General features: G+C 40.5%; 10 protein-coding genes and 1 riboswitch. Of the genes, 2 read left to right on the top strand and 8 right to left on the bottom strand.

Going from position 1 to position 13,883, the window contains the following annotated elements:
- Positions 1-7: 7 nt before the first annotated feature.
- The 3 genes from glmM to F886_RS01725 form a co-directional block, all read right to left on the bottom strand.
- Complete coding sequence (gene glmM, locus F886_RS01735; RefSeq protein ID WP_005300649.1) at positions 8-1,345, bottom strand: phosphoglucosamine mutase; 1,338 nt, start codon at positions 1,343-1,345, stop codon at positions 8-10.
- A 148-nt stretch (positions 1,346-1,493) separates the two neighbouring features.
- Positions 1,494-2,960, bottom strand: coding sequence for an IMP dehydrogenase (gene guaB / locus F886_RS01730; protein WP_004790042.1), 1,467 nt, complete (start codon positions 2,958-2,960; stop codon positions 1,494-1,496).
- A 194-nt stretch (positions 2,961-3,154) separates the two neighbouring features.
- The gene (locus tag F886_RS01725) at positions 3,155-3,952 is read right to left on the bottom strand and encodes an oxygen-binding di-iron domain-containing protein (RefSeq protein ID WP_005300646.1); all 798 of its coding nucleotides are present in this window, start codon (positions 3,950-3,952) and stop codon (positions 3,155-3,157) included.
- A 226-nt stretch (positions 3,953-4,178) separates the two neighbouring features.
- On the opposite strand from F886_RS01725, the gene F886_RS01720 reads away from it, so the two are divergent.
- Complete coding sequence (locus tag F886_RS01720) at positions 4,179-6,335, top strand: TonB-dependent siderophore receptor (RefSeq protein WP_005300643.1); 2,157 nt, start codon at positions 4,179-4,181, stop codon at positions 6,333-6,335.
- A 62-nt stretch (positions 6,336-6,397) separates the two neighbouring features.
- Here the strand turns inward: F886_RS01720 and F886_RS01715 are convergent, their stop codons facing one another.
- From F886_RS01715 to F886_RS01695, 5 genes are all read right to left on the bottom strand, one after another.
- On the bottom strand, positions 6,398-6,973 hold the full coding sequence (locus F886_RS01715; protein ID WP_003654075.1) for a TMEM165/GDT1 family protein: 576 nt from the start codon (positions 6,971-6,973) through the stop codon (positions 6,398-6,400).
- A gap of 15 nt (positions 6,974-6,988) precedes the next feature.
- Positions 6,989-7,174, bottom strand: a riboswitch (yybP-ykoY riboswitch).
- Positions 7,175-7,202: 28 nt separating this feature from the next.
- Positions 7,203-7,481 (bottom strand): hypothetical protein, encoded by a 279-nt coding sequence (locus F886_RS01710; protein ID WP_004790051.1) that lies wholly within the window; start codon positions 7,479-7,481, stop codon positions 7,203-7,205.
- A gap of 149 nt (positions 7,482-7,630) precedes the next feature.
- Complete coding sequence (locus tag F886_RS01705) at positions 7,631-9,601, bottom strand: 2-oxo acid dehydrogenase subunit E2 (protein WP_005300638.1); 1,971 nt, start codon at positions 9,599-9,601, stop codon at positions 7,631-7,633.
- Between the two features lie 2 nt (positions 9,602-9,603).
- A complete protein-coding gene (gene aceE, locus F886_RS01700) occupies positions 9,604-12,321 on the bottom strand; it encodes a pyruvate dehydrogenase (acetyl-transferring), homodimeric type (protein WP_005300635.1) in 2,718 nt (905 codons plus the stop codon).
- Positions 12,322-12,571: 250 nt separating this feature from the next.
- Positions 12,572-13,264 (bottom strand): M23 family metallopeptidase, encoded by a 693-nt coding sequence (locus F886_RS01695; RefSeq protein WP_005300632.1) that lies wholly within the window; start codon positions 13,262-13,264, stop codon positions 12,572-12,574.
- Between the two features lie 107 nt (positions 13,265-13,371).
- Here F886_RS01695 and F886_RS01690 point away from each other — a divergent pair, with 107 nt between their 5' ends.
- Positions 13,372-13,812, top strand: a complete 441-nt coding sequence (locus F886_RS01690) for a DciA family protein (protein ID WP_005300630.1) — start codon at positions 13,372-13,374, stop codon at positions 13,810-13,812.
- Positions 13,813-13,883: the final 71 nt, after the last annotated feature.

The following is a 13,883-nucleotide window of genomic DNA, read 5'->3' as shown; positions in this document are numbered from 1 at the left end:
ATGCACCTTATGCGACTTGTGCTTGTGAACGAACTGAATCTGCTAAATGCTGAGCTAAAGCTTTCACCTCTTGCTCATCATCACCTTCAACCATGACACGAATCACAGGCTCTGTTCCAGACTTACGAATCAAGATACGTCCACGGCCTTTGAGCTGTGCTTCTGCTTTATCAAATTCAGTAACCAATGCCGGAATAGAATACGGATCAAGCATTTGTTCTAAACGTACGTTCAAAAGAACTTGTGGGAATAATTTAAAGTCTTGAACCAATTCATGAAGAGCCTTATTTTGCTCGACCATCACAGTTAAAACTTGAAGAGCGGCGATAATAGCATCACCAGTCGTACTCTTGTCTAAAGTTAGAATATGACCAGAAGGTTCGCCACCTATCACCCAACCATTTTCTTCTAAAGCCTGTAATACATAGCGGTCACCGACTTTTGCACGAACAAAGTTAACGTTTGCTTTCTCAAGTGCAACTTCAAGTGCCATATTACTCATGACAGTACCAACAATACCCGCTGGCTTATTTTGAGCTTGAGTCGCCAAAATATATAAAATATGGTCGCCATCAATTAGGTTACCAAACTTATCAACCATCACAACACGGTCAGCATCGCCATCAAAGGCAATACCTAAATCTGCTTCGTGCTCAACTACTGCTTTTTGTAAGTGTTCAGGATGTGTTGAACCACAGCTCTCATTAATATTTAAGCCATCTGGTTCATTATATAAAGCAACAACTTTTGCCCCTAACTCACGGAAAACTGAAGGCCCAACGCTATATGCAGCGCCATGAGCACAGTCCAACACAATCTTTAAATTATTTAAATCAAAGTGATAAGGGAATGTAGATTTACAGAATTCAATATAGCGACCATTTGCATCATTTACACGAACACTTTTACCTAAGTTTGCAGTGTCCTCAATGAATAAATCTTTTTCTAATTCGCGGTTAATTTCTTCTTGTAACGAATCCGGTAATTTTTTGCCTTCACTTGAGAAGAATTTAATCCCATTATCATAATATGGATTATGCGATGCAGAAATAACAATACCTGCATGTGCATGCAAAGCACGAGTAAGGTGTGCAATGGCTGGTGTTGGTAATGGACCAAGTAAATGAACATATACGCCAGCAGCGTTTAAGCCCGCCTGCAAAGCAGATTCTAAAATGTAGCCAGATAAACGAGTGTCTTTTCCTAATACAACGAGTGGTTTATTTTTTTGACTCGTTCGTTTTAATACCTTCCCTGCAGCAAAACCGAGTTTTAAAGCAAACTCTGGAGTAATAGGCATTTGCCCAAATTTTCCACGAATACCATCCGTTCCAAAATAACTCATAGCTTATCTCATTCTTACGCCACTTCAGCGGTGGCTCACTTCATATATGGCAATTCCGCCATATTTCTTTTCTCGGATTTACTTTACACCAAAAACAAAAAGCCGTCAGTGTAATGACGGCTTTCTTCATTGTTTTGGTTACCAAAATCTAACCAACACGATAGTTTGGAGCTTCTTTAGTAATCGTTACATCGTGAACATGTGACTCAGACATACCTGCTGAAGTAATTTTCACAAATTTCGCATTTTGGCGAAGATCTTCAATCACAGCTGAACCGGTATAACCCATCGATGAACGTAAACCACCCATCATTTGATGAACGATGTTACCCATTGGGCCTTTATATGGAACACGGCCTTCGATTCCTTCTGGTACTAACTTCTCAGCACCCGCTTTTGAATCTTGGAAATAACGGTCAGCAGAACCAGTTGCTCCCGCCATTGCACCTAATGAACCCATACCACGATATGCTTTGTAGTAACGACCTTGGAAAAACTCAACTTCGCCCGGCGCTTCTTCAGTACCTGCAAGTAATGAACCAACCATGATCGTACTTGCACCCGCACCGATCGCTTTTGCCATATCGCCAGAGAAGCGGATACCGCCATCTGCAATTAAAGGAATTTGATCTTTTAGTGCGCTAGCAACGCTGTCAATCGCAGAAATTTGTGGCATACCAATACCTGCCACAATACGTGTTGTACAGATAGAACCAGGACCAATACCTACTTTTACAGCATCTGCACCTGCATCTAATAATGCTAATGCAGCATCACCAGTTGCAATGTTTCCACCAATCACTTGTACTTGAGGGAAGTTTTGTTTCACCCAACGTACACGTTCAATTACACCAGCTGAGTGACCGTGTGCTGTATCAACAACAATGACGTCAACACCAGCTTCAACCAATGCTTCCACACGACTTGGTGTATCAGCACCTGTACCTACCGCAGCACCAACACGTAAACGGCCAAGGTCATCTTTACAACTGTTTGGATAGCTTTCAGCTTTGCGGAAGTCAGTCACTGTAATTAAGCCTTTAAGTTCATTGCTCTCGCCAACGACCAAGACTTTTTCAATACGGTGTTTTTGCAATAATGCTTGAATATTTTCTTTAGACTCGCCTTCACGTACAGTGACTAAACGATCTTGACCTGTCATGATGTTGCTAACAGGTTGTTCTAAATTAGTTTCAAAACGCGTATCACGGCCTGTCACAATACCAACAACCTTGCCGTCTTTAACAACAGGTACACCGCTAATGTTATTAGCAGTGGTAATTGCAATCAGTTCACGTACTGTAGTTTCAGGCGTTACAGTGATAGGGTCTTTCACCATACCCGCTTCGAATTTCTTTACACGGCGTACTTCTGCAGCTTGAGCAGCAATATCCATGTTTTTATGCAAAATCCCGATACCACCATTTTGTGACATCGCAATCGCCATACGTGACTCAGTCACTGTATCCATTGCAGCTGAAACTAATGGGATATTTAAATGAATGCCGCGAGTTAAACGTGTCTTTAAAGAGACATCTTTTGGGAGAACAGTAGAGTAGGCAGGAAGTAATAAGACATCATCGAAGGTTAGCGCTTCTTGAACGATGGTCAGCATAACAATCTCACTGGTAAATTCCGTGAGCTATTATAAACAAATTTCAATGCAATTTTCATATTATCTTTGCCTTTTTCAGCAATAGATGTAGAGCTGCTCTAAATAATTCCTACTTATTATCGTTTTAACGTTATTTTTTAACCCATGTTTTTGCAACCCAGAATTTTATCTGGGTTGATCATTAGACATCATATTTAGGCAGGACAACTAAAAACTTGTTCTGTCATCAAGTCGACACCACAAGGTAAAACCTCAATCCAGTCCAAAAACTGATTAATCATTTCTTTGCCAATAAATGGACTGCCATGCTGTGGAACAATCATTTCAATGTCCATCTGGCGGACCATGTTTACCCATAAACGAATAACCTTATTGGAACACATATAGCGTTGATGAAAAGCTTTCATTTTCAAAACATGCGTATCGAAATCTGTTAAAGGTTGATTAGCATCCTCAACAATCGAAGCACCCATATCACCAGAAAATAAAATTTTAGCGACTGGATCATAAAACTGAAAATTACCGACCGAATGTAGAAAATGGGCAGGAACTACAACTAACTTTGATTCCCCTAATTGAATCACTTGGCCGCGGTCAGGTAATTCAATAAGACGGTCTTCCCAATTCCCTTTCATACGCTCACTCATAAAAGACGAGTTTAAGTGAGGTAAAAATCGTGCCCATAATTTTGATGCCACGACTTTAGCATCTGTATAGACCAACCAGCGTGGCATTGAGGTAATAATATCCGGATCCTGATGCGAAGCCATCACATAGTCCAGATTTTTCAAACGTGTATATTTATTTAATTCCATCGTTAATGGAATATAGGTCAAATCGCCACCCGGATCGATTATAGCAGCACGCTCATGATCAATAATTAAAAATTGATTGGCTTGAATACCTTCCCCTTTGACCAAACTGGTAAAACTAATACATTTATGTACGCCATTATCAAATAATATCTGCGATGTTGTTTTTTCAAACCCCATACAATTCCCCAAAAAAACTTTAAATATTAGATATTTTTATATCCATACTAAAATAAAGGGATTCGATAACTCTTGCAATGAATTGCTTTATTTTTCTCATAATATTTTAAAATAGCTTTTGCTTTTCTTATTTTATAAATGAATCATAATGTTATTTAAAATTCACCTGCAATAAATTAAAATAATTCTCATTATCACTTTGTATTTTGCGCTGCCTAGACCTCCCATGAACCAAGCACCTTATTTTTCAAGCTCCAAAACATTGTTAGCAGTTGCTATTTTTAGCTTAATGACAGCAAGTCATGCTGATGAAACAGCAGAACAACAAAATTCGACCAGTGTGCTACCCACAATTTCTATTCAAGCACAAAAAGAACCCAGCTCTCCCTATGTAGCAACAAAAGCAACCTCAGCCTTAAAATCAGATGCACCCTTATTTAAAACGGCTCAATCGGTTTCTGTGGTGACTCGTGCACAGCTCGACCAGAAACAAGCTAGAACTCTAGCAGATGCACTTGAAGGTGTTGCAGGTGTAGAAGCTGGAAAACTTGGTCGTCGTGGTTGGGATGATTTTGTTATTCGTGGGCAGACCTCTTCCGATTCGGTTTACGTAGATGGTTTAAGAGTTGGACAAAATACTTATGTTGCCACTGAACTATCAGGCATGGATCAGGTCCAAGTCTTAAAAGGCCCTGCCTCTATTAATTTCGGTTTGGTTGCACCAGGTGGTATGGTCAATTTAGTAACTAAACGACCTGAAGCAGAAAACTTTGCACATGCTAGCATGACTTATGGCAGCTATAACTTAAAAGAAGGTACATTCGATTTAAACTATAGCCCTAATAATAGTGAAAAAGGTGCTTTTCGTTTAAATGGCCGCATCTCTGACCAAGATGACCCGACAGATTATGTGTATTTTAAAAATTACTATATCTCCCCTTCTTACAACTTCGACTTAGGTGATAACACTGACCTCTCTGTAATCGCAAGTTATCAGCATCGTGAATATATTCGTCAGCAAGGTTTGCCTGTGATTGGCACATTAAAAGACAATCCTAACGGCGCTATAGACCGAAGTTTATATATTGGCGATCCTAATTTTGGTAAATATGAAGCAGATGTTTACCGCACTGGTTATACGTTTAAACATGCCTTTGATAATGGCTGGAACTTTAACCAGAATTTTGCCGTACAAAAAACTGAAATGGATGGTACAGCTGTTTTTGCTCGAACAGGCACAAATTTCTGGGCAAAAAACAAACAAGGTGAAATCGACTACACGACCATTAGCCGTAAAAATAACAGCCGCCATCAAATTATTGATAACTTAAGTTTTGCCATCGATAACCGTTTAAATAAACAGTTTGATTTATATGGCATGCAACACGACGTTAATATTGGCGTAGATGCTTTTCAGGAAAAAAGTGATTACACCAATGATAAATATGACATTGGCGATTTAAATATTTATAACCCCGTTTATGGTCAAAACGTGACATTGACGCAAAATGTTCGTGATATTAATCGCCTCAAATATTTAGGGCTCTATTTACGTGACCGTATTCAACTTAATGACCAATTGCTTTTAAGCTTGTCTGGACGCCAAGACTGGGCACAAACCCAAAGCACAAGTTTAGTTACAAGTAATGCGACTAAACAATCAGACAATGCATTTACGGGTAGCGCCTCTGTCATGTATACCCTTAATGACATTGTGGCTCCTTATGTTAGCTATGCCACTTCATTTACACCTAACAGTGGTACTGATGTAAATAACAATCCGTTCAAACCTGAAGAAGGGAAACAGGTCGAAGTCGGGATGAAATTACAAAGCCCTAATCAACGAATTCAAGGCGCTATCGCTTGGTATGATTTAAAACGTCAAAATGTTTTAGTTACTGATACCGTGAATAGTGGCTATAAAATACAACGCGGCGAACAGTTAACACGTGGTATTGAAACTGAACTCAGCGCAGAAATTTTAGAAGGCTTAAAATTAACGGCTGCATATACCTACACAATTGATGCGGAAATTAGTAAAGATGCAAACACGAGTAATGTAGGAAAAGCACTCGACAATATTCCTGAGCATGCATATAGCTTGTCAGCACGCTATAAATTTGACCCTGCATCAAAACTTGGTTGGTATGTAGGCGGCGGATTCCGCGGTGAAACGTATAAAACTGTCGATGGCTTAGATGTTCATGTTCCAGGCTATACAGTCTTTGACACTGAAGCTGGCTATGACGCTGGGCATTGGGGCGCCCAACTTGCTATCCGCAATCTATTTGATAAAGATTACTATGCAGGTGCGCTGAATGAGAATTTAGTGACGCTCGGCAACCCACGCCAAATTAACTTTACAGTGAAATTTAACTATTAATACAGTTAAAAAAACGCACTCTTTAATGAGTGCGTTTTTTATTTATAACAACTTTCAATCTATTAGAAGAAATAATGCTGTACCAAAGTAGAGACGCCTACAATTAAGAAAATAGCAGCACCAATTTTATGAATGAGTGAGATAGATAAACGTTCAGCTAATTTATTACCAATAAATACAGCTGGTGCATTGGCAATCATCATACCTAACGTTGTACCCAGCATAACCCAGAAAATACTGTCGTAACGAGCAGCTAAGGCCACTGTTGCAATCTGCGTTTTATCGCCAATTTCAGCCAAGAAAAACAAGATAAAGGTTGCGCCAAAAACACCAAATTTTTGCCATCTATTAATGCTATCTGTTTCATCATCTAACTTATCTGGAATAAGCATCCAGAACGCCATACCAATAAAACCACCCGCAAGTACCCAAACTAATATTTCGGGGCTCAACACCGTCGTAATCCACTGTCCAAGCACAGCAGAGATACCATGGTTAATTAAAGTTGCCAACAGAATTGCAATGAGAATAGGGATTGGCTTACGGAAACGTGCAGACAATAAAAGGGCGAGTAATTGAGTTTTATCGCCCATTTCAGCTAGGGCAACAATTGAGGTAGAAATCAGAAATTCTTGCATGTCGTTTCTCTGGCTAGCATAAATGCCCATGACCTACCCCTCCTGCTAGCCAAATATCTGCAGAGTGGTAAATCAAAGGTCTTGCCAACTTGGAAACGATGAGACGTTTAAGCTATGATGACCATGTTCTGTTGAACAATTATGTTGATCATCACCTATTCATTCAGAAATGAATAGCGGCTACTCCCCAATGAAGTATGTGCTTATTATATTCGAGCAGTTCTATTTTTCAAACAAAAAATTTTATCCATGCCCACACTAACAACCGACCTAAGCCCAATAGTAAGGCTAAACAAATACTTAAGTTAATAAACCCAAAATTGTTAATGCCTGCTACATGCTGTGATTGAAATTCAAATGGCAAAATAAGCATTGCTACAAATACTTCCAACCCCATTGCAACATAGGTCATCCATTCCCAAGGAAAGTGTAAAACACTGATCCATACCCCCATTAATAAAAATACAATCAATAGGATTGGTACCATGATTTTTAAAAAACCCGCCATTTATTATTTCTCCTTTACCTAATAACGAGAAATTTCTCCTCTCTCTCGATAATTCATATCTAATCTTTAGATTAACCTAAAACCAATTAAATTAAATACCAAAATAAAAACCCCGCCGAAGCGAGGTTTTAATGATTCATTTCAAAATATTAGATTAATAAAGTACGAATATCTTTAAGAAGTTTCGTAAGTTTATTGGTAAAGCGAGCAGCATCTGCACCATTAATTACACGGTGGTCATAAGACAACGACAACGGCAACATTAAGCGTGGATCAAAGTCTTTACCATTCCAAACCGGTTGCATCGTTGCAGGTGAAATACCCAAAATCGCAACTTGCGGCCAGTTTACAAGTGGTGTAAATGCTGTACCACCAATTGCGCCTAAACTTGAAATGGTGAAATTCGCACCTTGCAAGTCTTTCGGTGTTAATTTCTTATCACGTGCTTTTTGACCTAACACACCCAATTCAACTGCAATTTGCTTAATTGATTTTTGGTCTGGGTTACGAAGTACTGGCACAGTTAAACCATCAGGTGTTGCTACCGCAATTCCCATATGGATTTCATTGCGCAAGAGCACTGATTTACCGTCATCAGATAGATGACCTGCGAACTCACGCTCTTCTTTCAACAAATACGCAACCGCTTTGATAATGAATGCCATAATCGTCAGGCTGATACCTTCTTTTTTGAAGTTGCCTTTCAGTTCATTACGCCAATCTTCTAACTCAGTAATGTCAGCCAAATCAAACTGGGTGACTTGCGGAATAAAGTTGTTCAATGACAATTGCGGAATTGATACTTGCTGCAAACGCGTCAGTACTTTTTCTTCCACGCCACCAAACGCAGTGAAGTCAGGAAGCTTTGGCAAACCTGAAACTGCTGGTGCAGCCGCAGCTAATGGAGCCGCTTGTGGTGCAGTTAAACGAGTCTTCACATAAGCAAAGATATCTTCTTTAATTACACGACCATGTTCACCAGAAGTTTTAACTTGTGATAAAACCACACCAAGTTCACGAGCAAGCTTACGAACAGCAGGGCCAGCATAAACTTTAGCGTTTTCAGCTTCTTGCTCTTTCGTTAACTTGTCAGTACCAGAAGCAGCCACAGGTGCCGACTGAGCCGGAGCTGCAGCTTTAGGTGCTGTTGTCTGTGGAGCTGGAGCCGCCGCTTCTGCTTTTGGCGCTGGAGCTGCAGCAGGTGCTTGGCCTTCAGCTTCAATTGTTGCAAGCAATATACCTTGTGAAACTTGTTGACCTGCTTGCAAGTGAATCGCTTTCACAACGCCTGCAACAGTACTTGGAACTTCAACAGTCGCTTTATCCGACTCAACAACAACAAGGCTTTGGTCTACATCAACTTTATCGCCAACTTGTACTAAGATTTCAGCAACAACTGCTTTATCTACGCCCAAATCAGGAACGTTAATATCAACTGGACCAGATTGAGTAGCAGCCGCAGCTACAGTTTCTTGTTGAACTGGTGCAGGCGCTGCCGCTGGAGCTGCTGTAGAAGCTGGAGCTTCAACTGGCGCACTTGATGCAGACGTTGTTTTCACTTTAATGAGCACAACACCTTCTTTAACTGTATCGCCTTCTTTAACTTGAATGCTTTCTACAGTACCAGCAACACTGCTTGGTACTTCTACAGTTGCTTTGTCAGATTCAACAACAACGATGCTTTGCTCAACATCGATTTGCTCACCAACTTTTACTAAAATTTCACCAACTAGTGCTTTTTCAACACCAATATCTGGAACTTGAACTTCAACAACTTGGCTAGTGGTTGCCGCTGCTGGTTGTGCAGCAACTTGTGGAGCTGTAGCAGGTGCTTCTTTTTCAGCTGCTGGTGCAGGTTTTGCAACTTCTTCTGCTTGAGCTACAGGTGCAGCACCCTCAGCTTCAAGTTCAAACAATACCGTACCTTCAGTTACGCTATCGCCTTCTTTGATCAAGATGCTTTTCACTACACCTGCTGAAGTGCTAGGCACTTCAACAGAGGCTTTATCTGACTCAAGCAAAACAAGGCTGTCATTTTCAGCAATACTATCGCCAACTTTTACCAAAATTTCAGCAACAACTGCTTTATCTACGCCAATATCAGGGGTCTTAATTTGCATGCTTAGTTCCCCTCACCTGTTTGCGCTTCATGGTATTCAGCAACTGCTTGAACTTCTGGATGTGCTTGTGGAGCCCATGCCACTGGACGATCAGTATCTAACTCAAAGTTAGAAATTGCATCTTTAACTAAACGTGCATCTACTTCACCTTCGTCAGCTAATTTTTTCAAAGTAGCAACAACGATATGTGCAGCATCAACACCAAAGAAACTACGCAAGTTAGCACGTGTATCTGAGCGACCATAACCATCTGTACCCAACGCAACAAATGGGCGACCATCTGGAAGATAGGCACGGATTTGTTCGCTATACGCACGCATATGGTCTGTTGCTGAAACAACAATACCTTCTGTACCGCGTAATTGTTTAGACACCCAAGATTCTTTCACTTCTTCAGTAAGTGGGTGTAAACGGTTGTATTCTTCACACGCCATACCGTCACGCGACAACTCATTGAAGCTTGTTACACTCCAAACGTTTGAATGGATTTGGTATTCATCACGTAAGATTTTCGCAGCTTTGATCACTTCACGAAGAATTACACCTGAACCAAGTAATTGAACAGTTGCTTTTTCATCTTTTTCGAACAAGTACATACCACGTTTAATGCCTTCCTCAGCGCCTTCAGGCATTGCAGGATGCTCGTAGTTTTCGTTCATTACAGTTAGGTAATAGAACACACGCTCTTGGTTCACATACATACGTTGTAAACCATCATGTACGATTACAGCCAACTCATAACCAAAACATGGATCATAAGATACACAGTTTGGAATCGTGTTCGCCAAGATATGTGAATGACCATCTTGGTGCTGTAAACCTTCACCGTTCAATGTGGTACGACCAGCAGTAGCACCTAACAAGAAACCTTGTGCCTGTGCATCACCAGCAGCCCATGCAATGTCGCCAATACGTTGGAAACCAAACATTGAGTAGTACATGTACATTGGAATCATTGGCAAGTTATTCGTTGAATAACTTGTTGCCAACGCAGCCCATGCGCTCATCGCACCAGCTTCGTTAATCCCTTCTTGAAGCATGTGACCGTCACTTGCTTCACGGTAATGCATTAACTGCTCTTGGTCTTCTGGGGTATATTTTTGACCGTGAGCAGCATAAATACCAAGCTGACGGAACATACCTTCTAGACCAAAAGTACGCGCTTCATCTGGAACGATTGGCACTACGCGGTCTTTAATTGCTTTTTCTTTAAGTAAAGAAGCAATTAAACGAACCATGACCATGGTAGTTGATTGTTCTTTGCCAGCAGAACCTTTTAATACTGCATCAAATACAGATAATTCAGGAATCGCTAAAATTTCACTCTCTTTACGACGTGCAGGTAAATAGCCACCTAAAGCTTCACGACGCGCCTTCATATACTTCATTTCTGGAGAGTTTTCACTTGGGCGGTAGAATGGAAGCTCTTCTAACTTATCATCTGTAAATGGCAGGTTGAAACGGTCACGTACATATTTCAAAGAGTCGATCTGCATTTTTTTGATTTGGTGAGTTTTGTTCACCGCTTCAATTTCTTCAGACAAACCGTAACCTTTAACAGTTTTCGCAAGAATAACTGTTGGTTGACCTTTAGCTTTCATTGCTTCTGCATAGGCAGCAAAAACTTTGTACGGGTCATGACCACCACGGTTAAGATTATCGATGTCTTCATCGCTTAAATCTTTTACAAGTTCCGCAGCTTCTGGGTACTTGCCAAAGAATTTCTCACGTGTATATGCACCACCTTTCACTTGATAGCGCTGATACTCACCATCAACTGTTTCGCCCATTACCGCTTTTAAAGCGCCTGTGCTGTCTTTTGCAAGTAGCGGATCCCAATGACGACCCCATACTACTTTAATGACACGCCAGCCTGCGCCACGGAATAAAGATTCTAATTCTTGAATGATTTTACCGTTACCACGTACAGGACCATCTAGACGCTGTAAGTTACAGTTAACCACCCAAATGAGGTTATCAAGCTTTTCACGACCAGCAAGTGAAATTGCACCAGTACTTTCTGGCTCATCCATTTCACCATCGCCAAGATATGCCCAGACTTTACGATCTTCTTCTTTGATCAAACCACGGTTCATCAAATATTTTTGAATGTGCGCTTGATAAATCGACATGATTGGACCAAGACCCATTGATACAGTTGGGAATTGCCAATAGTCCGGCATTAAATATGGATGCGGATAGCTTGGTAAACCGTTACCGCCAACTTCACGGCGGAAATTACTTAACTGTTCTTCAGTTAAACGTCCTTCTAGGAATGAACGTGCATAAATACCAGGAGCACAGTGTCCTTGGTAATAAATCATATCTCCGCCAAAGTTATTGCTATTTGCGCGGAAGAAATGGTTAAAACCTACGTCATATAATGTTGCACTTGATGCGAAGCTCGCCAAGTGTCCACCTAAATCATCACCTGTTTTATTCGCACGAAGTACCATTGCTAAGGCATTCCAACGAATCAATGCACGAATACGGCGTTCCATATCTTGGTCGCCTGGCATTGCAGGTTGTTCTTCAACAGAAATTGTATTTAAGTAAGGTGTATTGAGACGTTGAATGGGAACATGCTTGGCAATTGCTTGTTGGTAAAGTTTTTCCAATAAGAATGCCGCGCGCTCAGTTCCCATATGTTGTAAAACTGAATCGAATGCATCTTGCCACTCTTGGGTTTCTTGTGCATCGGAGTCACCGTAAAACGCCATAATTCACCTGTTCCTTGTTCTTTAATCTACTTTGTATTTTTACCACGTTTTACCCCTCTCTAGTTATTGCCATGGGTGAATGTGAGGGGGGCCTATTATTTTCTGAATGAATAGTCATTGACCGAGCATTAAACAAAATAACAAAAAAACGCCAATAATGGCGTTTTTTTATACAATCTTTACGTTAAAAAAGGTTTAAGTTAATTTCAGATTCATAAATTCAATAACCTTAACCTTTTTCACTATGCTTTTAAGGAAGCATCGCTAAGTAAGTTGTTGGGTTCTTACGTTGACCATCTTTTACTACTTCATAATGCAAATGTGGACCAGTACAGCGACCAGTACAACCTACATTGGCAATATGTTCACCTGCCGACACTTGGTCACCTACACGTACCATTAAGCGCGAAGCATGAGCATAGCGTGTTAAGTAACCATTACCATGGTTAATTTCAACATATTGACCATAGCCAGTGCCCCAGCCAGATTTCGTTACAATACCTGGGCCTGTTGCATAGATTGGCGTACCACTTGGAGCAGCCATGTCTAAACCACCATGATGCTCGGCACGACCGCTCATTGTACGGCCACCGAAGTTCGAAGAAACTCGTACAGTATCAGGAAGAGGGTGAGAAACTAACCAAGAGTAAGCGTTTGAAGAAGAGGCATTAAAAGAATTCTTTGCACTCGTATTGCCATATTTTTTTGCGAGCGATTCATTGTTGAGCTCAACCGTTTTTTGGCGTAAGGTCACTGAAACTTTCGCACTTGCCGGAAGATCTAAATCATCAGGATGGGTGTATGAACCTTGAGATAATGTTTTTGATAGTTGTTCCAATCGATCTGAATCAGTAGATTGGTTAATTGTTTGATAATCTGCAAAAGCAACTGATGCTGCCGAAGCGGCAAGTGAAAACGCTAATAAAATACGACGCGTGTGCATAAAAACCTCTTGAAACTGTTCTTACTCAAGTTCCTTATGATCTCTTCCTTGATATCAATCGAAATGAACGCTTAAGATGAAGACAAGAATCTATCCGAGAATGACCCATGTCTAAACCCGATAACGTTTTTCAACAAACCGGAAAACACATAAAAACAGGAAACCTTACGTTTCTAACAACGCAAGTCGCGCAATGGCAAAGACTTACGAAAATAATCCAACCCTTATTGCCCCAACCGGAACAATGGCAGGTCGTGTGTTATCAAAATGGTTCTTTAATCATTACTGGTGAAAATCAGGCGATGATTAGTCAACTCAGTTATTTACAGAACCAATATGTATCTAAATTATCTCAACTTGAAGGGTTAAAAGACTTACAAAGAATTCAGGTTCGATTGAGAAATAAAAACACTCCCAATATACCCTCATCTGAGCCATCTAAACCCATCCCCTCGGAAACACAAGAAATGTTACGTAGTGCAGCCGACTTTGTGAGCGACCCTAAGCTTAGCCAAGCTTTACTACGTTTGGCAAGCAATAAAAAATGATGAGCTTTCTATTTCTTAATTAGAATCGTTCTTATTATGTGATAATAATCACACTTTAAAACGTTACAATA

Origin of the sequence: Acinetobacter sp. NIPH 542 (assembly GCF_000369825.1) — a bacterium.
Lineage (GTDB): Bacteria > Pseudomonadota > Gammaproteobacteria > Pseudomonadales > Moraxellaceae > Acinetobacter > Acinetobacter oleivorans.
This window is presented reverse-complemented; position numbering and strand designations above follow the sequence as displayed.